Here is a 23,599-nt window from a genome sequence, read left to right on the forward strand (position 1 = left end):
ACCTCACACGGTCTTTCTGCATGCTCTAACGTTTTGAGCTGTCGCTGTGCCGAAGCTTTAGAGGGTGTACCTGCGGCTTTAGCGGTACTCTGCTCTATCGGTACTCTGCTTTAGCGGTACTCCGGCAGGCGGAACATCATTTCCTGGGCCACGGTCGCCACCAGCTCACCGGAACGATTGAAAATCGAACCCTGCGCGAGCATCCTGCCGCCCTGCGCGCTCGGGGAATCCAGCACGTACAGCAGCCACTCATCGGCACGCGCCGAACGGTGGAACCACATTGCGTGATCCAGTGAGGCGCTCTTGAGGCCCGGCTCCAGCCAGAACTTGCCGTGACGGCGCAGAGCCGGCTCCAGCGGCAGATAATCCGAAGCGTAGGCGATAGCGGCGCGGTGCTCCGCCTCCGAGGCCTCAGAACCATCAGCACGCACCAGGCGGTCAAAGGTCTTGAACCACACACAGGCACGCGGCTGTGTCGAGGAGGCATCCGCCTGAGTGTACAGGGGCGCGTCCACGTGTCGCATATCAATGGGGCGTTCCCACGCGACCGCCTGTGCAATGGGGTGGGGGAGCTGGCCCAGATAATCGCTGACCATCGGCAGCGACTCGGGGTCCGGAACCTCCGGCATAGTCACCGCGGTGTGCTCCGGGCCGCGGCTATCCGCCTGGAAAGACATAATCGCCGAGAACATGGGCGCCTCATCCTGGAACACCTGCACGCGGCGGGTCGAGAAGGAACGGCTATCGTTCAGGCGCTGAGTGGCGAAGAACAGTTCACGCTCAATATCGCCGGGACGCAGAAAGTAGGCGTGAATCGAGTGGATGTCCTTGCTCTCCACCGTGCGGTCGGCGGCAATAATCGACTGGGCAAGAACCTGACCACCGAAAGTACGCGGCTGCTCGCGGGTGAGCGTCACGCCGGTAGACACTTCATCACTACCGAAGGAGGCGGGCGCCGCCTCCACGGGGGAGAGGTCCAGCATCCGCATGAGGTTTTGGGTCACAGTGGGCTTGGTCATGGTTTTATTCTCGCACGTTTTCAATGAACCGGTTTCTGGCGTAGAGTGGGAGAGCATACTCTGAGACAACCACGACAGGTTGATTCGGAACATTGACTAGGAACAATGACTCGGATTGTTGATCCGGAACGTCTGCCTAACACACCATCGCATATATCACCCACCAACTTGCCACCGAGCAGGCCAACGCCGAAAAGGAGCAGAAATGACTACGCCGTCTGAAACTATCCCTGACAATACCCCCGTGCAGGAGAACGCTCCCGACCAGAACAGCGCACCGAATGCGGCAGCACCCATTGAGCTCAAGTACAACCCCCACGAAGGCGTGGAGGAGCCCTACCTGATTCTGCCCGGCGGCGCGCAGGGTGCCGCAGTGGTCAAGGATCTTGCCACCTACATTTCTCGCGCTCTGGCGGTGAACCCGGACGCCGCTATCCGCCTGACTGCGCGCGGCCGCGTGGTGGCGGTATTCGCCTGCTCCCTGGAGCCGGAGGACGCCTCCTCGAACACCCCGGTCATTATGGGTCTGCGCGCCCTGCACCTGCTGGCTGACTCCACCCTGGACATGACCGTTCAGGCGCAGGCGCTGCTGGACCGTCTGGCGCGTCTGCAGAAGCAGGCAGAAGAACAGGGTAACGAAGAGAACCCGCAGCTGGTGCTGTTCATGCCGCCGGTGACCGTCAACGCTAGCTGGGCTGGCAAGTCAGCCCCGCTCAGCGGCTGGTACGAGGTTGGTACCGTCCCGGTTGAAGAGTTCCACCGCGCCACCGCAGAAGGCCTGGAGGCGGTAGAACGCGCCCTGCCCGAGAACCCCGGCGCTGCTGTGCTTTCCACGGTGCGCTCGCGTATTTGGTCCTCCGATATGGTGCTGGAATACCTACCTGAGTTCGATACCGTGCTAGTACCGACCGGCGCGGCATTCGCCCTGCGCGTGTTCGGTTTCATTCCGGAAGGCTTCACTGGCGATCTGCCGCTGTTCGCTGCGCATGTAGGTTCGGAGGAGTGGCTGCGCATTGTGGCGCCCGCCGGTATGGTGCTGGTGCGCCGCGGTTCCAGTTCGCTACTCTAACTTTCCTCGAGACATTTCTATACTTTTTACGCTGGTGGTGTGGGCTCTTTGCCTGCGCCACCAGCGGTTTTTCTATGCCGTATGACATCAACGGGGTAGTTGTAATAATGACATTCGATAGGGCATTACTTTACGGAAATAGGGTATTCTAGAAAAACTACGCCCTTTCACCGGGGCGTCTTTGACACACCGATTACCAGCCACACCGCACGGGAACTCTTCCGCCGCGCCCTCACCAGGCGCATTCTTCCCGTACGGATCGAAAGTGAGACCTATATGGATCTGATTGCAGTCGACATTGACGGTACCCTTGCCAGCAACCGAGATCAGATGGACAAGTACCTGACCGGTTTCTTCGCAAGCAACCGCCGATTCTTCAAGGCCATCCGCAACGCCACGGTCAATGTTGAAATTGCCGACCGTGTTCGCGAAATCGCGGCAGACACCGGCGCAGAGGTCGTAGTAATTACCGGCCGCGATGGCACCTACATGAAGGAATTGAACCAGTTCATCGCCCGCGCAGGTCTGGAACCCAAGCACGTGTTCGCTAAGCCCGGCAACGACGGCTCCAACAGCCCCGCATGGAAGGACTCCGTCATTGAGTCCCTGATTGCTGACGGCAACCGCATTATCCACGCTTTTGAAGACACCGACCACGAGGTGTACCTGCGCCGCGGCATTCCCGTCACCTGGGTCGCCCCGATTCGCGACTACATTGGCGAATGGCACTACGAGTCGATTGACATTGACCCGGTCGCCTGGGCTGCCGAGCAGCGTGAGAAGGAAGCCGCTCGTGAGCGTCAGAAGCGTCGCCTTGCGGAGGGCGTGCTCGCACACCAGAAGGCCGAGGCGAAGGAACGCCAGGCAAACGTCGCGGCATAAAACCCGCACACTAACTTGAGAGCTGCGGTGGGTAACCCACTCAAACGAATGAGGCGCCGGAAGGATTCAATCCTCCCGGCGCCTCATTCTAATGCTATATGCGTTGATCGAAGCTGATGTACTCGGCTGATTACACAGTTAGTTTACGCGGTGCCGAGCAGTTCACGCAGACGAGTCGCAAAGGGGCCCGCCAGCTTATGGTGCGCCTTCTCCTTCAGATGCACGCCATCAGCCATGTCACCCTCAGCCAGGTAGAGGCTCTGCCAGCCCGAGGTGTCCATGAACAGCACGCCGGTCTCGCGGGCACCCTGCCTTGCCACCTCGTTTGCCACGTGACGCTTATGCGCCACCTGCTTATCCGGTGCAGACGCCTCATCCATAGACACCACACCACCGAACACAATCTTCGACGACGGGTACATACGTCGCAGCTGCTCAATGACCTGAGTCTGGTGAGCGTTCACGTGCTCGCGCGCCTTCGTCTCATCCTCGTGAATGTAAATGTCATTGCCGGAGGCGTCCAGGTAAATCACGCCGGGGTTACCGCTCGGCAGAGCCCAACGGCCACCCATCACACCCTGATAGTAGGAGGGGCACACACCCTCGCGGGCAGTCACAAAACCGATGCCGCCGCAACGGAACAGGTACGGGACGAAACCTGCCTGCTTCAGACCCAAACCAACCCAGGAGGTTGCGGTCACCTGCGAGTCACCAATCACCAGGGCATCCTTAGCGCCAAGAACATTGGTGTTACGCGGCAGACCGTTCGCCTTATCCCAGTAGAGTTCAGCCTTCTCAAACTTGGTGTACAGAACGCCCTTCTTGGATCGCCAGCTCACCGGCAGACCCTCCCAACCGGCAAAGTCGCTGTACCCGCGCTGCTTCCACCAGTGCTCGTAGACGCCGGATTCCACCGCAACCGGACCGTACTTGGGGGTGTACATGACCACGCCACCCTTGAACTGCTGAACCAGCATGTCGGCGGCATCAGCGGAGGTGGGGAACGGCGCCTGAATCTCACCGGTTGCCTGCGCGCCCTCCTTGCCGAAGGCGTTCTGCGCGGTGCGTTCCATCTTCTGCGCCGGGGTGGTCGGTTCCGGAGTCGGCTCGGGGGAGGGGGACTCGCTGGGGCTTTCCTGCGCCGACTGGGTAGGCTCGGCGCCCGCAGCAGCGGTAGCGGCGGTGCCACCGGGCGCGATGAAGCCTCCTGCGGAGTACACGCCAAAGGAACCGGCGGCAACCACAGCAAGGATTGTGCCGGTCAGAGAAACTTTCGCGATAGGAGACTTGATAGAAGGCATGCACAACAGTATACGATAGGCGCAACCCCAAGTAGAGAGCTTTTGAGGGATATTCAAATGAAAATAACAAAAAATATGCACCGCAGTGACAAGAATTAGACTCGGTGCGCAAACCGGTGTGCAAACCGGTGCGCAACTTGGGGCACAACTCAAAATAGAACCGGCATAAACCCCATATAGAAACGTCCCCTCCCACCCCGAATCGGGGTAGAAGGGGACGAATAAAAACCCATGAGTAAAAACCTATGAGAGCAGGTGGCGAACCCGCCTCAGCTCATAAGCATTGTTAAATGTCAGCAGCCTGAACCTTCAGTGCACGAGCCACGCCGTCGCGTGCCTCCGCAATCTGACGGTACAGAGCCGCAGCATCCTCAGGCAGAGAAGCCAGGTACGCCTCGGTACGTTCCAGCAGCTCAGCGGTCGGCTCGCTCGGGTACATGCCACCAATAATCTGCATGGAAATCTCGTGCGAACGCGAACGCCAAATACCCTCAATCTGCTCGAAGTACGGCTCATTGTACTGGGCAATCAGCTCGGGCTTGCCGGACTTGAAACCGGAAATAGCGTAACGCTGAATCATGTTCGACAGCTCGCCGGTCACCATGATCTTGTTCCAGTACTCAGCCTTTGCCTCCGCGGTCGGAATCGATGCGTATGCCTGAGCGGCGTACTGCTGACCGTTTGCAGTGTTGTCGTTCTCCAGCTCCGCAGCGATCTGCTCGGCGGAGAAACGGCCACCGGTAGCCAGGCGGCACACCAGGTTCCAACGCAGGTCAGCGTCAATGTCCAGGCCCTCAAGGGTCAGCTCACCCTCGAAGAGACGCTGCACGTTGTCGTACTGCTCCTCGGTGCGGGTCTGGTTGATGAACGCCTGCAGCAGCTGAAGCTGAGCATCCGAATCGGGCTCTGCAACGCATGCCAGCTCCCAGAGACGGTCAGCGGCACGGTGGCGGGTCTCCTCGCGAGCCTCGGGAGCCACGAAGGAGTGCAGGGTAGCGGACAGGTTGTTGATCTGGGTGCGCAGAGCGGTGGAGTTGGTCTCCTTACCGATGTTGTTCAGCACCAGGTCAACGTACTTACGTGCCGGCATCTGAGCGTCACGCACGGTATCCCAGAGCGAACCCCAGACCACGCCGCGAGCCACGGACGAATCAATGTCGCCCAGGTGCTTGATAGCGGTCTCGATGGAACGCTCATCCAGGCGAATCTTAGCGTACGCCAGGTCCTCATCGTTCAGCAGCAGCAGGTCGGGGCGCTTCTTGCCGATAGCCTCCTCAACCACGGTCAGCTCGCCGTCAATGTCCAGCTCGATGCGGTCGGTGCGGGTCAGCTTACCGTCCACCAGGTTGTAGAAACCAATTACCGCACGGTGCGGGCGCAGGGTCTCGAAGCCCTCAGCGTAGGACTGGCGGATACCCAGCGAAGAGATGTTGCCAGCCTCGTCATTCTCAATCTCAACGGCGAGAGTGTTAACACCAGCGGTCTCAAGCCACTTAGCGCTCCACGCACGCACGTCACGACCGGAGGTGCGCTCCAGCTCAACCAGCAGGTCGTCCAGAACGGTGTTGCCCCAGCTGTGCTTATCGAAGTACACCTTCAGAGCAGCCATGAAGTTCTCCTGGCCAACCCATGCCACCATCTGACGCAGCACCGAAGCGCCCTTCGCGTACGTAATGCCGTCGAAGTTCACCTGAACATCGGCAAGGTCACGAATCTCAGCCACAATCGGGTGAGTCGAAGACAGCTGATCCTGACGGTACGCCCAGGTCTTCTCCGATGCGGCGAAGGTGGCCCACGCCTCCTTCGCGTAGCGGGTGTTCTCCGCAGCAGCCAGGGTTGACATGAACTCAGCGAAAGACTCGTTCAGCCACAGGTCGTTCCACCATTTCATGGTGACCAGGTCGCCGAACCACATGTGAGCCAGCTCGTGCAGAACGGTGATAGCGCGGCGCTCACGCAGAGCCTCCGCAACCTTGGAACGGAAGACGTAAGTCTCCAGGTAGGTCACGCAGCCAGCGTTCTCCATCGCACCGGCGTTAAACTCGGGCACGAACAGCTGATCGTACTTCTCGAACGGGTACGGGGTCTTGAACTGCTCCTCGTAGAACTCGAAGCCCTGACGGGTCAGCTCAAACATGTCCTCAGCATCCACAAACGGCATGAGGGACTTACGAGCGTACACGCCCAGCGGAATCACGCGACCCTCAGAGTTGGTCAGCTCGCTGGTGACCTTCTCGTAGGGGCCAGCCACAATCGCGGTAATGTACGAAGACATGCGCGGGGTCGGCTTGAAGAACCAAGTCTTCGCACGGCCGCAACCGCACTCCTTCTCCTCAACCTTCACCTCGGGCTGGTTAGACACAACCACCCAGTGCGAGGGAACGCGCACAATAAACTCGAATTCAGCCTTCAGGTCGGGCTGCTCAAAGACGGGGAACACGCGGCGGGAGTCCGGCACCTCAAACTGGGAGTACAGGTACACTTCGCCGTCGGCGGGGTCCACGAAACGGTGCAGACCCTCACCGGTGTTGGTGTAGAACATCTCTGCGTCAATGACCAGGGTGTTCTCAGCAGCAAGGTTCGGCAGCTGGATGCGCTCGCCGTCCGCCAGGTCGGTGCTCAGCTCTTCGCCGTTGAGGTTAATGGACTTGACCGAGGAGGTGATGGCGTCAATGAAGGTGGAGGCACCTTCCTGAGCGTCGAAGCGAATCTCAACCTTCGAGGAGAAGACGTCTTTGTCCTTCGGCAGGTCAAGTTCAATACGGTACGAGTGCACGCGCTTAATAATGGATGCGCGTTCGGTTGCCTCATTGCGGGTTAGGTTCAGGCCGGGCATACAGCTCCCTCTCCTTAGATGTGAATAGCGTGCCGTGTTGACACGCCCTGTCATGGTGCGCTGGTTCCCGAGGTGCGCGGCTCCTGCGACGCTGCATACGTAGCGCTGGAGGCGTTCAAGTTTGGGCGCGGCGAATCGGGACACCAAAAAGTGCCATATCCCACAGTCTACCGTATAGGTGGGGGTCTAGAAGGCTCCGCATTACCCGAACCCGCGCGAATTCGATACAGTTAAGACAGAAAAAACCCAAACGGGGAAGCGTATCCCACCTGATGGATGCGCGGCGCACTCTAGCAACGGCGCTCAGAACTGAGAACCGGCGCCTCCCACGAACGCACAAACGCACGTCACACCAAGACAAAATCACCAGGAGAGTACCATGCGCGTACACATCGCAACCGACCACGCTGGCCTCGAACTGAGCCACTACCTGATTGAGTCCCTCACCGCTGCGGGCTACGAAATGATTGACCACGGCCCCGCCGACTACGACCCGCTGGACGACTACCCCTCGTTCTGCATTAACGCAGCCCTTGGCGTGAAGCGTGACCGCGAGGCTGGCCTGGACTCCCTGGGTATTGTGCTGGGCGGTAGCGGCAACGGCGAGCAGATGGCTGCGAACAAGGTTGATGGTATCCGCGCGGCTCTGGCATGGAACCACGACACCGCAGCGCTGGCTCGCGAGCACAACAACGCACAGGTTGTAGCTGTGGGCGGTCGCCAGCACAGCAAGGAAGAAGCACTGGAAATCATCAAGGTCTTCCTGGCTACCCCCTGGACCAACGAGGAGCGTCACGCACGCCGTATCGGTCAGCTGGCTGAGTACGAGCAGACCGGCGACATTGCCGGCAAGCAGATTGACGCTGCCTAAGCTCTAAAATCTGAGGCGCATAGTGCAGGCTATGCGCCTCAGTCGTCTTTGCACCCCATATAATCCGCACTATTTCTAGCCGACAAGTTTTCGAGGAGAACCCGTGCCCGAAGGCCACTCCATCCACCGTATCGCCCGCCAAATCAGTGACGTCTTCACCGGCGAGCGCGTGCAGGTTTCCTCCCCGCAGGGCCGCTACGCTGAGGGTGCCGCCCTGCTGGATGGGCACACCATCACCGGGGCGTACGCGCACGGCAAGCACCTGTTCGTGACCTTTGAGAACGACCTGACTCTGAACGTGCACTTGGGTATTTACGGTAACTGGAGCTTCGGTGGGGATGAGACGTTCACGGGTGCTTCGAGCATTGGCGCGCCCCGCAAGATCGGCGAAAAAGAATACGCGGCGGGGGAGGGGGAACCCTACGCCGGTCCTCCTGAACCGAAGAGTACGGTGCGTTGCCGTATTGTTTCGGAGCATGGCTGGGCGGATCTGGTGGGCCCGACTATCTGCCGCACCCTCACGCCGGAGGAGGTACGCACCGTCCGCTCCAAGCTCGGCCCCGACCCGCTCAACCCGGATGCCGACCCCGAACAGTTCTACCGCGCGGCACGTAAGAGCTCCCGCCCGATTGGTGTGATTCTGATGGATCAGGCGGCAATCTCCGGCGTGGGCAATATCTTCCGCGCCGAATCGCTGTACCGCCAGGAAATTGACCCGCTACGACCCGGCAAGAGCCTCAGCGACGAGGAACTGGAGCGACTCTGGGAAGACAATAAGCACCTGCTGGTCATCGGCGTGCGCGTGGGGCGCATCATCACCACCGAACCCGAAGACCGCCCCGGCATACCCGAAACCGAAGCATGGCCCGACCACGCCAACTACGTGTACATGCACCACGGCGAGCCCTGTCGCCGCTGCGGAACGACCATCCGCATGGAAGAAATTGCCGGCCGCAAACTCTACTGGTGCCCCGGCTGTCAGAAGTAGCTACAGGAGGAGAAGAATAATGGCTGAGGCTCTATTGGTGGTGGATGTTCAGAGGGGTTTTCTGCATCCGCAGCTACCGGCTAGAAATAATGACGGTGCGGAAGGGAAGATGCAGAAGATTATGGAGGATTTCCGCTGTTCAGGGCGCGAAATAATCCATATTCAGCATCGGGGAACGGATTCGAGCTCCTTCTTTTACGATGAGGAAAATATTAGGTTCCAGAGCGGATTTGAGCCTCGTGTGGGGGAGAAGGTATTTACAAAAAATGTGAATAGCGCATTTATTGGTACAAATCTGCTTGCCTATCTGCGTGAACGCGGGATTGATCGGCTCATGGTGATGGGTTGTACGCTGCCGCATTGTGTGTCTACCACTGTGCGGATGGCGGCAAATTATGGTTTTCAGGTGACTCTTGTTGAGGATGCCTGCGTAACCTTTGCTCTTTCTGATGGTGCCGGTGATTTTCTTTCCCCGGAGATGGTGCACCTCTACAATATTGCGGCGTTGCGCGATGAATTCGCCACGATTGTCTCGGCGCAGCAGGTGCTTGAGAAGTATATATAAGTTAGGGTGGAGCGTGCGGATTCCGAGCGCGCGAGGAAACAAATCCGCATGCGGAAGGGATTCCTGGAGATTAGTTCTCGAGGGATGACGGGCTGGAGTCTAAAAGTTTCGAAAGCTTTCGGAACTTTTAGACGTAAGCGATTCCCGGAATCCCCGGAATGTAAAAAGGCCCCGACGCTTGCGTCGGAGCCTTTTTCATGGAGGGGATGACGGGAATCGAACCCGCGTAATCAGTTTGGAAGACTGAGGCTTTACCATTAAGCTACATCCCCGGAATGGAACTTGACCATAGTAGCGAGGTTCCATCTGTGCTGTCAAACTCTTTGACGTGTTGGCGCGGTTTTGCGTGGTGGCCTTTGCCTGTTCTTGCGGGCGCTCGCCTCCTCTTTTTGTGCCGGTCTGCGCATCCTTATTAGGGTAGTACGCGCTCAGTGGAAATAAACCGTGCACGAGCCGCTGTGTTGGGCATTTAGCGGGAAAACAGGTAAACTAGGGCACTGACTGTGTTAAACACGCAAGTGTGCAACACGGTCGGTTTCACGGGGCGTGGCGTAGCTTGGCTAACGCGCCTGCTTTGGGAGCAGGAGATCGCAGGTTCGAATCCTGTCGCCCCGACGTGAAACGGTTGCCGCGACGCTACAAAGTCGTGGCGCTCTTTCCACTAAGCAACCGCGGCACACACGATTCGTGCCGCACCGAAACTATATGAGGAGATCACGGACGTGAAGACCGCCGTCGAGAAGCTCAACCCGACCCTCGCAAAGATTGAGGTCGAGGTTCCCTTCGCAGAATTCAAGCCCTACCTGGACCGCACCTACAAGAACCTCTCGGGTCAGATCAGCGTTCCCGGCTTCCGCAAGGGTAAGCTGCCCAAGCAGCTCATCGAGCAGCGTGCGGGCTTCGACTACATCGTCGAGGCATCCCTGAACGACGCTCTGAACGACTACTACGCACAGGCACTGGGCGAGAACGAACTCTCCCCCCTGGCACAGCCCGAGCTGGACGTTCAGTCCCAGCCCTCCACCGAGAACCGTGAGGCAGACGTCAAGCTGACCATCACCGTCACCGTCCGCCCCGAAATCGAGCTGCCCAACTACGAGGGCCTCGAGGTTGAGGTTGACGAGGTAGAGGTCACCGCTGAGGACGAGGTTCAGGCACTGGACGCTCTGCGTGAGCGCTTCGGCACCCTGAAGACCGTTGAGCGCCCCGCAGCTGACAAGGACTTCGTGACCATCGACATCGCCGCAGAAATCGACGGCGAGCAGGTAGACGCAGCAAACGACCTGTCCTACCAGATCGGTTCCGGCACCATGCTCGACGGCATCGACGAGGCTCTGACCGGCCTGTCCGCTGGCGAGGACGCAACCTTCGAGACCAAGCTCTCCGGCGGCGAGCACGCAGGCGAGCAGGCAGTCATCAAGGTCAAGCTCTCCGCAGTCAAGGAGCGCGAGCTGCCCGCAGCTGACGACGAGTTCGCACAGCTGGCTTCCGAGTTCGACACCATCGACGAGCTGAAGGAAGACATCAAGAAGCAGGTTGCAGAAGCTAAGGTTGCCGAGCAGGGCACCCAGGCACGCGACAAGGTCCTCGCAAAGCTCGTTGAGCTCGTCGAGATCCCCGTCCCCGAGAAGGTTATCGAGGACCAGCTCGAGCAGCACTTCAACAACCCCAACGCTGAAGCAGACCACGACACCGAGGAGCACCGCGCCGAGGTTCGCGAGAACACCGAGACCGCTTTCAAGAACGAGATGGTTCTCGACGCTGTTGCGGACAAGGAAGAAGTGACCGTTGACCAGGCTGAGATGATTAACTACATCATCACCATGAGCTCCCAGTACGGCATGGACCCCAACCAGTTCGCACAGATGCTGGACGGCTCCGGCCAGGCTGGCGCACTGGTCGGCGAGGTTCGCCGCTCCAAGGCTCTGGCAGCAGTGCTGAAGACCGCAGTGGTCAAGGACACCAAGGGCAACGTTGTTGACCTGTCCAAGTACCTGGGTGAGGGCGAAGAGGCAGCTGCCTAAATCCCCGCCACGGTCTGCAAAAAGCCACCCCGCTAGAGGGCGTGAGCTGATTGCTTGAAACGTGTAGCCTCAGCGGGCATCCACCGAATTACCGGTTGGGTGCCCGCTGAGGCTCTTTTCACCCCAAACTATTCCGCCCTCAAGTTATTCCATACCGAGGTTTTCGCCTCTGCTTCACCCCCTGGCGAACGAACAACCCGAAGGGAAGCGGGGGAGAGCAACTATCGGTAAGGTAGTAGCAACGAAACTTTTCGCGTGCGCTCCGGCGCGTAAATCGCGCAAAGATGCAGCGAAGACCCATTAGAGAAGAAGAGGAAGAATGTCCAGCTACATGCCTCTGCCCATCGGCGCCTCCCAGGCAGCCGGCGTGGCGCCCGCGCCGTCTATGGCAACCCCCATCGTTGGTGCCCAGGAAGATTACGTCTACAACAGCCTCCTGAAGGAGCGCATTATCTGGCTCGGCTCCGAGGTGCGCGACTCCAACGCCAACCTCATCTGCTCCCAGATGCTGCTGCTCTCGGCTGAAGACCCCGAGGCAGACATCTACCTGTACATCAACTCTCCCGGCGGCTCCGTCACCGCCGGCATGGCTATCTATGACACCATGCAGCTCATCCCGAACGACGTGGTGACCGTGGTGACCGGTATGGCAGCATCCATGGGTCAGTTCCTGCTCACCGCAGGCACCATCGGCAAGCGCTACGCAACCCCGAACGCCCGCATCCTCATGCACCAGCCCCTCGGCGGTATTGGCGGTACCGCATCGGATATCCGCACTCAGGCTGAGCTGATTCTGGACATGAAGAAGCGCCTGGCAGAGATCACCGCTGAACGCACCGGCAAGAGCCTGGAAACCATCCTGAAGGATAACGACCGCGACAACTGGTTCAATGCGGAAGAAGGCCTGGAATACGGCTTCTTCGACCACATTGCCACCACCGCCGGTAAGCTGCCCGAATCGAAGAACGCATAAGGGAGATGCACATGAACTACCTGCCGAACGATATCACCACCTCGGCGCCGGCTATGCCGAGCAACCGCTACGTGCTCCCCAGCTTCGAGGAGCGCACCCCCTACGGTTACAAGCGTCAGGACCCGTACGCAAAGCTGTTCGAGGACCGCATCATCTTCCTGGGCACCCAGGTGGACGACGCATCCGCTGACGACATCATGGCTCAGCTGCTGGTGCTGGAGGCACAGGACCCCGAGCGTGACATCACCCTGTACATTAACTCGCCCGGCGGCTCCTTCACCGCAATGACCGCCATCTACGACACTATGCAGTTCATCCGCCCCGAGATCCAGACCGTGTGCCTGGGTCAGGCGGCATCCGCTGCGGCGGTTCTGCTGGCTGCCGGTACCCCCGGCAAGCGTCTGGCACTGCCGAACGCTCGCGTGCTGATTCACCAGCCCGCGCTGAGCGGCCAGCAGGGCGGTCAGGCATCTGACATTGAGATTCACGCGAACGAGGTTATGCGTATGCGTGAGTGGACTGCACAGACCCTGGCACTGCACTCGGGCAAGACCTACGAGAAAGTTGACCGCTCCATTGAGCGTGACAACATTCTGACTGCGGCTGCTGCCCTGGAGTACGGCCTGGTCGATAAGGTGCTGGAGTCGCGTAAGCTGCGTAAGCCTGCGACCAACACCGCTATTTCCCACACCTAAACTTTAGTTTTGAGGAATATCCCGGAGCGTTTTTCGGGGGAGGGGCGGCATCGCTCCGTGTGCGAGCCTTCGGGCTGGTGCGCGGTGCGGTGCCGCCCTTTTTGCGCCCGCCAGGGGTACGGCAAGGCAGGCTGATATGTGGCGTTGACCTGCGCTTTCTTGCCGGGCTTTAGCGTCACATGCCTACCGTCATATGCCGGAGTATCAGCCCCGCCGCCGTCATAAAAGACTCGCTTTGTCATATGCCCGGTAAGTCCGTTCATTTGCGGTGCGTAATTCTGAGTTCCGGGGTGAACTCCGGTAGCCTTAGAGAGGGAGAAAATTCGAGTATTTCATACCGGTTTCTCACTCAAACCACGGCGCCCACCACCCGCCGGTGCCCCTCCTGAGAAATCACCGCAGACGTCAGGTCACTGACCCTTCTGCACCGATTTCACCACGCCGATCGAAAGGGAATCTTCGTGGCCACAGACATCATTGTGCCTCCCGAACAGCCCAACGCCAGCATGCGATGCTCCTTCTGCAAGAAGACTCGCGCGCAGGTTTTCAAGATTGTGCTCGGCCCGAATGTTTCCATCTGCGACGAATGTGTGGAGCTGTGCGAAGAGATTCTCGCTGAAGAGCGTCTGAAGGTGAAATCCCCCGCGGCGGCGACTGCATCTCAGCTGGCTACTCCGCGCGAAATTTACAGCTACCTCAACGACTACGTCATCGGTCAGGACGCGGCGAAGCGCACCCTGGCGGTGGCGGTGTACAACCACTACAAGCGCATCCACGATATTGATAACCCGGTGCTGACCTCCCGCATTCTTTCGGCGACCGCGGGGGAGCAGGTGGAGCTGGGCAAGTCGAATATTCTGATGCTCGGCCCGACTGGCTGCGGTAAAACCTACCTGGCGGCAACCCTGGCGAAGAAGCTGGATGTGCCCTTCGCCCTGGTCGACGCAACCACCCTCACCGAGGCGGGCTACGTGGGTGACGACGTGGAGAACATTCTGCTGCGCCTCATCAACGCCGCTGACGGCGATATTGCTAAGGCTCAGCGCGGCATTATCTACATTGACGAGATCGACAAGATTGCCCGCAAGGGCGGCGAGAACCTTTCCATCACCCGTGACGTGTCCGGTGAGGGCGTGCAGCAGGCGCTGCTGAAGATTATTGAGGGCACCGTGGCGACCGTACCGCCGGAGGGCGGACGCAAGCACCCGGCACACGCGAATATTGAGATTGATACCTCGAACATTCTCTTCATCGTGGCTGGCGCCTTCGACAATATTGACGACCGCATCGCAGCCCGCGTGGGTGCCGGCGGCATCGGTTTCGGCGCTGAACTGGGCGGCTCCGTAAAGAACCCGCTGGACCAGATCATGCCCGAGGACCTGGCGCACTACGGCATTATCCCCGAGCTGATTGGCCGCCTGCCGGTCATCTCGACCCTGAGTGAGCTCAACGAAAAAGAGCTGGCTCGCGTGCTGACCGAACCGAAGAACGCGCTGCTCAAGCAGTACCGTCACCTCTTCGCCCTGGACGGCGTGGACCTGGTCCTCGACGACGCTGCGATCGCGGCTATTGCCCGCCTCGCCGCCGAACGAGGCACCGGTGCCCGCGGCCTGCGCGCCATGATGGAGCAGATTCTGCAGCCGATTATGTTCGACATCCCGGACCGCACCGATGTGGTGTCCATCGTCATCGGTGAGGACACCGTGCTCAACGGCACGGAACCCCGCTACGTGTTGCAGGCGCCCGACCCCGAAACCGAGACCACCCGCACCGTGAAGGGGGAGGCGAAAGCCGCCTCCCTGAAGGAAGCGGACCGTCAGGCGGCATAACCGAATACTTCCAGCCGATAGGCTAGGGAATAAAGAAGCCGTCGCCCCGGTTATACGGGGTGACGGCTCACTAGCAGGTACCGCTTTCGCTGGCATGTCCTGATGAGCGTGTACTGAAGAGCGTGTACCGAAGAATAAGCGCCGGCTCATAGAAGCGGCTGGCGCAACCGTATGAGAGAGGAACACTCATGACTGAGAACGCACCCGCACAGATTGATTTCTGGTTCGACCCGATCTGCCCCTGGTGCTGGATTACCTCCCGCTGGATTGGCGAAGTGCAGAAGGTCCGCAACGTTGAGGTGACCTGGCGTCCCTTCTCCCTGTCCATGCACAACCAGGGCCGTGACCTGCCCGCCGACTACCAGGCAATGATGGACCGGTCCTGGGCGCCGACCCGCCTCATTACCGCTGTGCGCGAGCTGCACGGCAACGAGGTCATCAAGCCCCTCTACGACGCTCTGGGCGAGCAGATTCACCACAACAAGAACAAGGCTGATTCCTACCGCGCCGCAATCGTCAAGGCGCTGGAGGAGGTCAACCTGCCCGCTGAGCTGGTGGACGTCGCCTTCACCGACCAGTACGATGAGCAGATGCGCGCCTCCCTGGACCTGGCACTGGAGACCGTGGGCGGCACCGATGTGGGTGTTCCGCTGATTTCCATCAACGGCACCGCTTTCTTCGGCCCGGTCATCTCCCCGAGCCCCGCCGGTGAAGAAGCAGGTAAGCTCTTCGACGGCGCTCTGGCACTGGCTTCCTACCCCGGCTTCTTTGAGCTCAAGCGTCCCCGTAACGTGGGCCCGATTTTCCACGGCGAAAAGGGCGAAGCCTAAGAACCCTGCAATGTGCTGAGATTCCTGCAATGCGCGCAGGCTCGGTAGAGTCTGCGGCTGCAGAGCAAAAAAGTACCGCCCGGTCATGTACTGACCGGGCGGTACTTTTCTATTCACTATGTTGCGCTGAAACGTGCAATCCCTGAAGCGTGCATTCTATGTGCGGTGAGCGCCGCTTGCAGAGGTAGCTTTGCGTGCCTTCTGCGCATTGTGCGCCTTCTGTGCTTTCAGCGCTTTCTGAGCCTTGCGCTGTGCCCTGTGCTCCAGAACCTTCGGGTGCGTTGCACGCTGCACGATCTTCGTATCGCGCATGTGGAAGGTGCGGGTTGCCGTGTACTGGACCGCCGCATCCGAGGTGAACGCCAGCATCGCAAACACCGCAACACCCAGCTGGAAGAAAATCGTGGACAGCGGCAGGGACTGGTGGCCCCACAGCACACCACCGGTAATCGCTGCGAAGTTCAGCGCCGTCAACAGCAGAGCCAGGCGACGAGCCTTCGACGATCCGCGCAACGTGCTCCACAGCAGGAACAGGTGCACCGCCGAATAAATTGCTACAAAACCCACCAGCACGGTGCCGGTAATGGTGAGCAGCACGTTGCTATCCACCTGATCGAAGAGGTCCAGCAGCTCAATGTCGTTGCCGGAGCCTTCCTCCAGCAGCTTGGCGCGAAGTGCCGGGCGGCTGAGCGCCAAAATGACGCTGTTGACAATGTCGGCGAGGGTCACGGCGATGAGCATACCCGAACCAACCAGCAGGCTCAGCGGCATGCGGTACGCCAGGTCGTGCGCGCTGGAGAGGTGAATTTCTTCCTGCTCCTGCGGCTCCAGACCCTCATTGTTCAGCACGATGACCGGGAGCGCGCCGTCCGTACGGATCGCGTCACCGCCGCCGTTACGGGCGTGGTAGCCGGAGGAAAAATCGTGCAGAATCTCAACGTGAGTTTCCGGGTGGGCGTACTGAATGGACTCCACAATGTAGTCGCGTTCAAAGTCGGTTTCAGCGTCAATGCGGTGCGTGACCTGCAGGGTGAAGAAGCTGAAACCCACACCGGAGTCGTAGGTGCCCGCCGCCAACCAATCCACCTGGTGACCGCCCGGCAGAAGCCAGCCGTCCGGGGTTTTCCAGAAGCGCACGTGGTGGCGCTTCTCGGGGTTGCCGTCCACTTCCTTCTGGTAGGCGAAAGCCTGCGTCTTACCAAAAATTTTTAGCGGGGAGACCGGCGCCTCCGCGTAGGAACGGCGGGTGATGGTGGAGATAATAATCTTCCACGAGGAGACGAGGGTGACGTCGTCAGCGCGGGTCCAGCCGGCGTCCTGCATGACCTGGTGAATCTGCTCCTCGGTACCAATCAGACCGATATTGACCGGGTCACCGAGCAGACCGTCCGGGGTGCGGGTGCGCCCAATAAAGTAGTCGGGCACGTAGATGCGGGTCATGATCGCGTGAAAACGCGGTAGCGTCAGGTACGCGGTGACCGCCCAGAAAATGAAGGCGATGGGGAAACCCCAGAAAGAATGGCCGACCGTATTCGCCAGAATCATGAAGGTCAGCACGAGGGCCGCGATGCCGGCGAAGATGAAGAAGAGAGTGTCCCAGAAATCGACCCACAAACTGCGCGGGACGAGGTCTTGCGCCGTGCCGCGCGCGTCAATATCACCACGGTAAACCGGTGGCGAGGTAACTGGGGGAGCAACATCGCTACGGATAGGCCGCAGGACGCGTTTTTGGTGGGACATTCCCGCCCTTTCTGCAACATAGTTAGGGTCTTTGAATATCCATAACTATAGCAAGGGGCAGGTTATGTGAAGTACGCATTCCGGGCAGGGCTTAATCGCTTGGCTCGATAGCCCCGCCGCAGAAAAACGCGGTACAACGCGGAGTGCTGGCGTTGCCGCGCGAAAGAAATAAAGGGTGACCCTACTCGGGGAGGGGCTTAGCCTCCACAGCGGCGCGTGCGGCGGCAATGGAGCTTTCGTGGTGCAGCATATCGCGGCTTTCACGCATGAGACGCACCCACTTGCGGGTCAGCTCCTCAAGCTGCTGAGCGGTCAACGAACCGGAGGCGATGCTCGCCTCATCGGCGGCGGCGCTGGTGGAAATATGCTGAAGCCAGAGTTCATACACTTCGTTGGTGTAGCTGGCACGCAGCGCCTGGGCATGTTCACGTGCCTGGCTGATGTACTCGTTCAGGCTCGTGTGATAGTGCTGAAGCTGATCGGGGGAAATGTTGGCTTGTGCTCCTGGCGGCGTGCTCGGGGTTGAGCTCTGCCTCGTCTGAGGCTCTTGCGGTAATCCGGAAGATGAAGAGTGTGAATTCATAGTAATTATGGGTGCGCCTACTTTGGCGCGGGTCAGAGTCAGGACGCATCGCTGCGTCTGACGGGTGGTTTACTGTCGTGCGGTTGGTCGGGGTATGTCGTTACTCGTACCGGTGATTTATCTGTTGCTGAAGTTGAATAGAAGGTTGTTCCTGATGGTAAAACCCTCGCATCAACAATCATACATAAAGTGACAGTCAATCTCATAAGGTTGATTATGCTCTTTGCACATTGATGAATATAAAAAAGGGGTTGGAAATCCCACAGAATCCCCACAGATTAGCAGGCTAAACCCACATCGTTGGGGAAGGGAGCCAGGAAAGCTCTTCGAATCAGATGCAGGTACTTGCGGGCCCCACAGAGATAAAACACAAAGTCAGCACCGTATAGGTCCGCAGCCGGGGCCTCACACCCGGCGAGCTACAACGAACAGTAGGCACAGAAAACGGGGCGGTACTGAAAACCAGTACCGCCCCGTTACCAACACCAAAGTGGCGTCATAAAATCAAGCGATAAACGCTAAGACGCGATTACTCAGCTACTTCTTCCACAACGAGCACAACATCGCGAACCTCCAGCTCGCCCTCAGCCGCCACCAGGGACAGCTCACGAGCGTTACCGGCAGCCTTCAGATCAGACATGCCAGCGGCAATGCGATCCAGCTGAGCCTGCGGAGCCGCAATAGTTGCGGACTCAACCTCGGTGCGCTGCTTAACCTTCGCGTCACTCTTAGCCTTACGCAGGCCACCCAGAGCCTCAGCAACATCCGGCAGGATCTGCTTCAGCGACTCAATCTGAGCCGGGTCAGCGTCCGCCAGGACCCACTGAGCAGAAATGCCAGCAGTCGGGTTCTGCGCAGAGTACTCAGCCAACAGGGTACCCTCCAGGATGGGCAGTGCCTGCGGCCACTCGGCGCGGTGCACGCTACCTGCACGCCACCAGGACCAAATCTCTTCGGTCACGAACGGCAGGAAGGGTGCGAACAGGCGCAGCAGAGCATCCAGGGTGGTTGCCAGAGCAGCCAGAACAGAAGCCTGCTCCTGCTCGCCGCGAGCACCGTACGCACGGTCCTTAATCAGCTCAACGAAGTCGTCGGTGAAGGACCAGAAGAAGCTCTCGCAAATCTGCAGGGCACGAGCGTACTCGTACTTCTCGAACGCTGCGGTTGCTTCCTCAATCAGGTACGCCAGGCGAGCCAGCAGGGAGCGGTCCAGAGCGTTGATCAGCACGCGGCCCTGAGCCTGAGAAGTGATGACGGACTTCTCGGTAGCGCCCAGGTTCAGCACGAACTTGGATGCGTTCAGCAGCTTGATGGCAAGGCGGCGGCCAATCTTCATCTGGCCTTCGTCGTAGGCGGTGTCAGCACCCAGGCGAGCCGAAGCAGCCCAGTAGCGCACAGCGTCCGAACCGTACTTCTCCAGTACCTCGTTGGGGACCACAACGTTGCCCTTAGACTTGGACATCTTCTTGCGGTCCGGGTCGAGAATCCAGCCGGAGAGCGCGGTGTTGTACCAGGGCACGGAGGAAGCCAGGGTCTCCGCGCGAACAGCGGTGGAGAACAGCCAGGTGCGGATAATGTCGTGACCCTGCGGGCGCAGATCCATGGGGAAGGTCTTTGCGTGCAGGTCCGGGTTCACGCCCCAACCGGTCGCAATCTGCGGGGTCAGGGAGGAGGTAGCCCAGGTGTCCAGAACGTCCGGGTCAGCGATGAAGCCGCCCGCTACGCCGCGCTGATCCTCGGTGTAACCGGGAGCAGCCTGAGATGCGGGGTCAACCGGCAGCATCTCTTCGGTCGGCAGAATCGGGTTCTCGTAGTCCGGCTCGCCCTCAGCGTCCAGCGGGTACCAGACGGGGAAGGGAACGCCGAAGAAACGCTGGCGAGAAATCAGCCAGTCGCCGTTCAGGCCCTCAACCCAGTTCTCGTAGCGGCTACGCATGAAGGAGGGGTACCAGTTCATCTCACGGCCGCGCTCGATGAGCTTCTCGCGGCGTGCAGCGTCACGGCCACCGTTGCGGATGTACCACTGACGGGAAGCAACGATTTCGAGGGGCTTGTCGCCCTTCTCGTAGAACTTCACGGGGTGGGTAATCGGCTTGGGGTCGCCGTCCATTTCGCCAGCCTCAACCAGCATCTCCACGACGGTCTTCTGTGCGGTGAAGACGGTGGCGCCTGCCATGCGCTCGTAGCGCTCGCGACCCTCGGCGGAGGTGATCCACTCGGGGGTTTCGCGGGAGAAGCGGCCGTCGCGACCGATGAGAGCGCGGGTGTCCAGCTGCAGTTCACGCCACCAGGTGACGTCGGTGGTGTCACCGAAGGTACAGATCATGGCGATACCGGCACCCTTGTCGGGCTGTGCCAGCGGGTGCGCCTTGATTTCGACCTCAACGCCGAACAGCGGGGAGGTGACGGTGGTGCCGAACAGCGGCTTGTAACGCTCGTCGTCCGGGTGCGCCACGAGAGCCACACAGGAGGGCAACAGCTCGGGGCGGGTGGTCTCAATCCAGACCTTCTCGCCGTTGGGGCGGTGGAAGCTGATGCGGTGGTACGCGCCGGGGCGTTCCTTGTCTTCCAGCTCAGCCTGTGCCACTGCGGTGCGGAAAGTGACGTCCCACATGGTCGGTGCTTCAGCCATGTAGGCGTTGCCTGCTTCCAGGTCCTTCAGGAAGGCGAGCTGGGAGACCTTGCGGGAGTGCGCGTCGATGGTGCGGTAGGTGCGCGACCAGTCAACGGACAGACCCAGGGTGGTGAAGAGGTTTTCGAAGACCTTCTCGTCTTCAACCGCGAGCTCTTCACAGAGTTCAATGAAGTTGTTACGGGAGATACGCGGCCACTTTGCCTGGCTGCGGTCGGGCTTGGGGGTGCCGTCTGCCTTCCAGGTGATCAGGTCGCGGAAGGAGTCGTTGTCTGCCACGGAGGGGTCGCAGAGAACGCCGTAGTAGTTCTGAACGCGGCGTTCGGTGGGCAGGCCGTTGTCATCCCAGCCGAGGGGGTAGAACACGTTCTTGCCGGTCATGCGCTGGTAGCGTGCAATGACGTCGGTCTGGGTGTAGGAGAACATGTGACCCACGTGCAGGGAGCCGGATGCGGTCGGCGGCGGGGTGTCAATGGAGTAGACCTGTTCGCGAGTGGTGTTCTCGTCGAATGCGTAGGTCTTCTCGTCGGCCCAGCGCTGCGAGAGCTTCTCTTCGAGGCCTTCGAGGGCGGGGCGGTCGGGAACGTTAATCTGTACGGGCGAGTCTGAGCCCAAAATGTTTTCAGCCATAACGGCTATTTTCTCATATTCACGGCGTTCTCTCAGCTCCAGGGGAATTCTGCGCCGCACCGTGCTGTTCGTACCGCTCGATGGCGGCTTCTAGACGTGCCAGGAGGGGCTTGTATCGGCGCGCAAATTGTGCCCTGCGTACTGCGGCGCGTACCCCTTTGGAGGCGGTGATTTCCTGCCAGCTGGCGGGGTCGAGGTAGCTCTGCCCGAGCAGCAGATGCACCTCAGAACTATAGGGGGTTCCGGTGGCGGCACGGATAGTGCGCGCCCGCTGCTGGAGTGCTTGGCGCTGCATCTTTAAGAGAGGTGATGCGCTGGTGCGGTATTGCTGTCATGTGGAGGCTCCCTACATGAGGAGTAATTGGCGATTCAGCGGTGAGCTCAGTGAAAAACGGAAATGGGGAGAGAGCCCCCTAATATGCCGCTCTCGGTTACCTGCAGTGTAGGCGCGAAAATCCGCAGTATCAACAGTCGGCGAATCCTTCTCAGGGGCGCGGGCACGGCGTAGACTGAAAGTACACGACCTTTGAGGAGTTGCCAATGAGTTCTCTGAGTATTTTTGGTTTGGGCACGTCTGAAACTGTTCTGCTGATACTGCACCTGGTGCTGGTTGCGTTGTGCGTCTGGCATTTGACGGTGCGTAGCGGCTATGGTGAGGCGCGTATGCGTTTCGTGCTACCGCTGATTATGTTCATGCCCGGCGCTGCGGTTCTTTATCTGCTGTCTGCGCGTGAAGGTACGGTCCCTCCGGACACGATTAAGACCGGCAGTAGCTCGCCCGTGTACTTTGAGCATCGCCTCGGATTCCGTGACGGCGGCAGGAGCCGCTGGGGTCTGCCGCGCCGCCGCAAGTAGCACGGGTGATGGTGTCTGTATCGTTTGTTCTGAACGGCGGCGGGTACCTATCTCACTATCGAAAATTTCAAAGTATATGCCCGCGAGTCTGCTCGAACTGAGCACCCGCGGGCATCACTCTACTAGGATTAAAGTATGACTGAGAACACCCACATTCCTGCATCTCCTTTCCTGCCCCATACCGGTGACGGCAAAGTGGCCGTGGTGACCGGCGCATCCAGCGGTATTGGCCGAGCCACCGTACAGCAGCTAGTAGCAAGTGGCTGGACCGTCTACGCCCTGGCTCGTCGTACCGACCGTCTTTACACCCTTTATGCGGAGACCGGCGCTCATCCGGTGACCTGCGATGTGACCGATGAGCAGTCCGTTCAGTTCGTAGCCGAGCAGATTCTGGAAGAGCAGGGCACCATTGATGCCCTGGTCAATATTGCTGGCGGTGCTATCGGTGTGGACAAGGTTGCAGAGGGTAAGCCTGATGATTATCTGAAGATGTATCAGATGAATGTGCTTGGCATTCTGCATATGGTGCGTGCCTTCGCAGAGGCGTTGCGCCAGAACGGTCACGGCACGATTCTGAACCTGACCTCCACCGCTGCCGAGCACGGCTATGAGGGAGGCGCCGGGTACAATGCGGCGAAGTTCGGCGCTCGCGGCCTGACCGAGGCGCTTCGCCTGGAGGAGGCGGAGAATAATATTCGCGTGATTGAGATTTGCCCGGGCATGGTGCACACCGAAGAGTTCTCTCTAAACCGCCTGGGGTCCAAGGAAGCAGCCGAGCGCGTCTACGCGGGCGTTGAGAAGCCGCTGACCGCAGAGGACGTGGCGCAGACCGTGACCTTTGCGTTGAACGTTCCGCACCATGTGAACCTTGACCGTATTACGATTCGCCCGGTGGCCCAGCCGAGTCAGTTCAAGGTGATTCGCAAGGAGGGCTAAGCTCGCGGCGCGCCGTGACGCTTGAGCCTCAGTGAGGCTTTGATAGCCCCGCCTGCATCCTCGTGTGTTGGATGTGGGCGGGGCTTTCTCTGTGTTCTCGGGGCCCTATGTAGAAGGTATACAGGAGGTACCTGAGGGGTTCTGGAGGGCAGGGGAGAGGCATGAAGGAGAACTTGAGGGAACTATAAAGTGGTACGTGAGACTTTAAGGTTCACTTAGATGAAAATGGTGAGTCGAAATCACCTATGGAACACCCTATATTTTCTTCAAACGCAATCAAAAGATAGGGTTATATGCCCTCGTGTGTCACTAGATGGGCGCAAAATCCCTGAATTGGTCTG

18 protein-coding genes and 2 tRNA genes are annotated in these 23,599 nt (G+C 59.5%); 13 read left to right on the forward strand and 7 right to left on the reverse strand.

Features of this window, described 5'->3' with window-relative positions; genetic code table 11:
* Nucleotides 1-110: 110 nt before the first annotated feature.
* Nucleotides 111-1,019, reverse strand: coding sequence for an acyl-CoA thioesterase (locus ROTMU0001_RS03385; RefSeq protein ID WP_005508131.1), 909 nt, complete (start codon nt 1,017-1,019; stop codon nt 111-113).
* A 205-nt stretch (nt 1,020-1,224) separates the two neighbouring features.
* Between ROTMU0001_RS03385 and ROTMU0001_RS03390 the strand changes: the two genes are divergently transcribed.
* Complete coding sequence (locus ROTMU0001_RS03390) at nt 1,225-2,088, forward strand: DUF8185 domain-containing protein (RefSeq protein WP_005508132.1); 864 nt, start codon at nt 1,225-1,227, stop codon at nt 2,086-2,088.
* A 276-nt stretch (nt 2,089-2,364) separates the two neighbouring features.
* Entirely contained in the window at nt 2,365-2,970 is a 606-nt protein-coding gene (locus ROTMU0001_RS03395; protein WP_005508133.1) for a phosphatase domain-containing protein, read from the forward strand.
* A 143-nt stretch (nt 2,971-3,113) separates the two neighbouring features.
* Here the strand turns inward: ROTMU0001_RS03395 and ROTMU0001_RS03400 are convergent, their stop codons facing one another.
* Together ROTMU0001_RS03400 and pepN are read right to left on the reverse strand one after the other, a co-directional pair.
* Entirely contained in the window at nt 3,114-4,271 is a 1,158-nt protein-coding gene (locus tag ROTMU0001_RS03400) for an SGNH/GDSL hydrolase family protein (protein ID WP_005508134.1), read from the reverse strand.
* Between the two features lie 286 nt (nt 4,272-4,557).
* Entirely contained in the window at nt 4,558-7,107 is a 2,550-nt protein-coding gene (gene pepN / locus ROTMU0001_RS03405) for an aminopeptidase N (RefSeq protein ID WP_005508135.1), read from the reverse strand.
* A gap of 379 nt (nt 7,108-7,486) precedes the next feature.
* On the opposite strand from pepN, the gene ROTMU0001_RS03410 reads away from it, so the two are divergent.
* The 3 genes from ROTMU0001_RS03410 (at nt 7,487) to ROTMU0001_RS03420 (ending at nt 9,531) form a co-directional block, all read left to right on the forward strand.
* Nucleotides 7,487-7,978 (forward strand): ribose-5-phosphate isomerase, encoded by a 492-nt coding sequence (locus ROTMU0001_RS03410; protein ID WP_005505713.1) that lies wholly within the window; start codon nt 7,487-7,489, stop codon nt 7,976-7,978.
* Between the two features lie 103 nt (nt 7,979-8,081).
* Nucleotides 8,082-8,966, forward strand: coding sequence for an Fpg/Nei family DNA glycosylase (locus ROTMU0001_RS03415; protein WP_005508136.1), 885 nt, complete (start codon nt 8,082-8,084; stop codon nt 8,964-8,966).
* 19 nt (nt 8,967-8,985) lie between these two features.
* The gene (locus ROTMU0001_RS03420; protein ID WP_005508137.1) at nt 8,986-9,531 is read left to right on the forward strand and encodes a cysteine hydrolase family protein; all 546 of its coding nucleotides are present in this window, start codon (nt 8,986-8,988) and stop codon (nt 9,529-9,531) included.
* A gap of 198 nt (nt 9,532-9,729) precedes the next feature.
* Here the strand turns inward: ROTMU0001_RS03420 and ROTMU0001_RS03425 are convergent.
* Nucleotides 9,730-9,803, reverse strand: a tRNA-Gly gene (locus tag ROTMU0001_RS03425).
* 268 nt (nt 9,804-10,071) lie between these two features.
* Here ROTMU0001_RS03425 and ROTMU0001_RS03430 point away from each other — a divergent pair.
* The 6 genes from ROTMU0001_RS03430 (at nt 10,072) to ROTMU0001_RS03455 (ending at nt 15,882) form a co-directional block, all read left to right on the forward strand.
* Nucleotides 10,072-10,146: transfer RNA gene (locus tag ROTMU0001_RS03430), tRNA-Pro, on the forward strand.
* Nucleotides 10,147-10,253: 107 nt separating this feature from the next.
* On the forward strand, nt 10,254-11,555 hold the full coding sequence (gene tig, locus ROTMU0001_RS03435) for a trigger factor (protein WP_005508138.1): 1,302 nt from the start codon (nt 10,254-10,256) through the stop codon (nt 11,553-11,555).
* Between the two features lie 319 nt (nt 11,556-11,874).
* On the forward strand, nt 11,875-12,528 hold the full coding sequence (locus ROTMU0001_RS03440; RefSeq protein ID WP_005505718.1) for an ATP-dependent Clp protease proteolytic subunit: 654 nt from the start codon (nt 11,875-11,877) through the stop codon (nt 12,526-12,528).
* A gap of 5 nt (nt 12,529-12,533) precedes the next feature.
* Nucleotides 12,534-13,223: an ATP-dependent Clp protease proteolytic subunit gene (locus tag ROTMU0001_RS03445; protein ID WP_005508139.1), complete on the forward strand. Its 690-nt coding sequence runs from the start codon at nt 12,534-12,536 to the stop codon at nt 13,221-13,223.
* 461 nt (nt 13,224-13,684) lie between these two features.
* Complete coding sequence (gene clpX, locus ROTMU0001_RS03450; RefSeq protein WP_005508140.1) at nt 13,685-15,052, forward strand: ATP-dependent Clp protease ATP-binding subunit ClpX; 1,368 nt, start codon at nt 13,685-13,687, stop codon at nt 15,050-15,052.
* 188 nt (nt 15,053-15,240) lie between these two features.
* Nucleotides 15,241-15,882, forward strand: coding sequence for a DsbA family oxidoreductase (locus tag ROTMU0001_RS03455; RefSeq protein WP_005508141.1), 642 nt, complete (start codon nt 15,241-15,243; stop codon nt 15,880-15,882).
* A 156-nt stretch (nt 15,883-16,038) separates the two neighbouring features.
* Here ROTMU0001_RS03455 and ROTMU0001_RS03460 read toward each other — a convergent pair whose 3' ends face one another.
* The 3 genes from ROTMU0001_RS03460 to valS all read right to left on the reverse strand — a co-directional run bounded on the left by ROTMU0001_RS03460 (nt 16,039) and on the right by valS (nt 21,467).
* Nucleotides 16,039-17,622, reverse strand: a complete 1,584-nt coding sequence (locus ROTMU0001_RS03460; protein WP_052293948.1) for an LssY C-terminal domain-containing protein — start codon at nt 17,620-17,622, stop codon at nt 16,039-16,041.
* Nucleotides 17,623-17,803: 181 nt separating this feature from the next.
* Nucleotides 17,804-18,205 (reverse strand): hypothetical protein, encoded by a 402-nt coding sequence (locus ROTMU0001_RS09090; RefSeq protein ID WP_155115042.1) that lies wholly within the window; start codon nt 18,203-18,205, stop codon nt 17,804-17,806.
* Nucleotides 18,206-18,734: 529 nt separating this feature from the next.
* Nucleotides 18,735-21,467 carry a valine--tRNA ligase gene (gene valS / locus ROTMU0001_RS03470; RefSeq protein ID WP_005508143.1) on the reverse strand — a complete coding sequence of 911 codons (2,733 nt, stop codon included), beginning with the start codon at nt 21,465-21,467 and terminating at the stop codon, nt 18,735-18,737.
* A 540-nt stretch (nt 21,468-22,007) separates the two neighbouring features.
* Between valS and ROTMU0001_RS03475 the strand changes: the two genes are divergently transcribed.
* The gene (locus ROTMU0001_RS03475; RefSeq protein ID WP_005508144.1) at nt 22,008-22,322 is read left to right on the forward strand and encodes a hypothetical protein; all 315 of its coding nucleotides are present in this window, start codon (nt 22,008-22,010) and stop codon (nt 22,320-22,322) included.
* 135 nt (nt 22,323-22,457) lie between these two features.
* Nucleotides 22,458-23,258 (forward strand): SDR family oxidoreductase, encoded by an 801-nt coding sequence (locus tag ROTMU0001_RS03480; protein ID WP_005508145.1) that lies wholly within the window; start codon nt 22,458-22,460, stop codon nt 23,256-23,258.
* The last annotated feature ends 341 nt before the right edge of the window (nt 23,259-23,599 follow it).

This window comes from Rothia mucilaginosa ATCC 25296 (assembly GCF_000175615.1).
GTDB classification, from domain to species: domain Bacteria; phylum Actinomycetota; class Actinomycetes; order Actinomycetales; family Micrococcaceae; genus Rothia; species Rothia mucilaginosa.

Coding starts and splice junctions, on each gene's coding strand:
- ROTMU0001_RS03385 (WP_005508131.1), bottom strand. CDS start 1,019: ATGACCAAGCCCACTGTGACCCAAAACCTCATGCGGATGCTGGACCTC.
- ROTMU0001_RS03390 (WP_005508132.1), top strand. CDS start 1,225: ATGACTACGCCGTCTGAAACTATCCCTGACAATACCCCCGTGCAGGAG.
- ROTMU0001_RS03395 (WP_005508133.1), top strand. CDS start 2,365: ATGGATCTGATTGCAGTCGACATTGACGGTACCCTTGCCAGCAACCGA.
- ROTMU0001_RS03400 (WP_005508134.1), bottom strand. CDS start 4,271: ATGCCTTCTATCAAGTCTCCTATCGCGAAAGTTTCTCTGACCGGCACA.
- pepN (WP_005508135.1), bottom strand. CDS start 7,107: ATGCCCGGCCTGAACCTAACCCGCAATGAGGCAACCGAACGCGCATCC.
- ROTMU0001_RS03410 (WP_005505713.1), top strand. CDS start 7,487: ATGCGCGTACACATCGCAACCGACCACGCTGGCCTCGAACTGAGCCAC.
- ROTMU0001_RS03420 (WP_005508137.1), top strand. CDS start 8,986: ATGGCTGAGGCTCTATTGGTGGTGGATGTTCAGAGGGGTTTTCTGCAT.
- ROTMU0001_RS03440 (WP_005505718.1), top strand. CDS start 11,875: ATGTCCAGCTACATGCCTCTGCCCATCGGCGCCTCCCAGGCAGCCGGC.
- ROTMU0001_RS03445 (WP_005508139.1), top strand. CDS start 12,534: ATGCACATGAACTACCTGCCGAACGATATCACCACCTCGGCGCCGGCT.
- ROTMU0001_RS03455 (WP_005508141.1), top strand. CDS start 15,241: ATGACTGAGAACGCACCCGCACAGATTGATTTCTGGTTCGACCCGATC.
- ROTMU0001_RS03460 (WP_052293948.1), bottom strand. CDS start 17,622: ATGTCCCACCAAAAACGCGTCCTGCGGCCTATCCGTAGCGATGTTGCT.
- ROTMU0001_RS09090 (WP_155115042.1), bottom strand. CDS start 18,205: ATGAATTCACACTCTTCATCTTCCGGATTACCGCAAGAGCCTCAGACG.
- valS (WP_005508143.1), bottom strand. CDS start 21,467: ATGGCTGAAAACATTTTGGGCTCAGACTCGCCCGTACAGATTAACGTT.
- ROTMU0001_RS03475 (WP_005508144.1), top strand. CDS start 22,008: ATGAGTTCTCTGAGTATTTTTGGTTTGGGCACGTCTGAAACTGTTCTG.
- ROTMU0001_RS03480 (WP_005508145.1), top strand. CDS start 22,458: ATGACTGAGAACACCCACATTCCTGCATCTCCTTTCCTGCCCCATACC.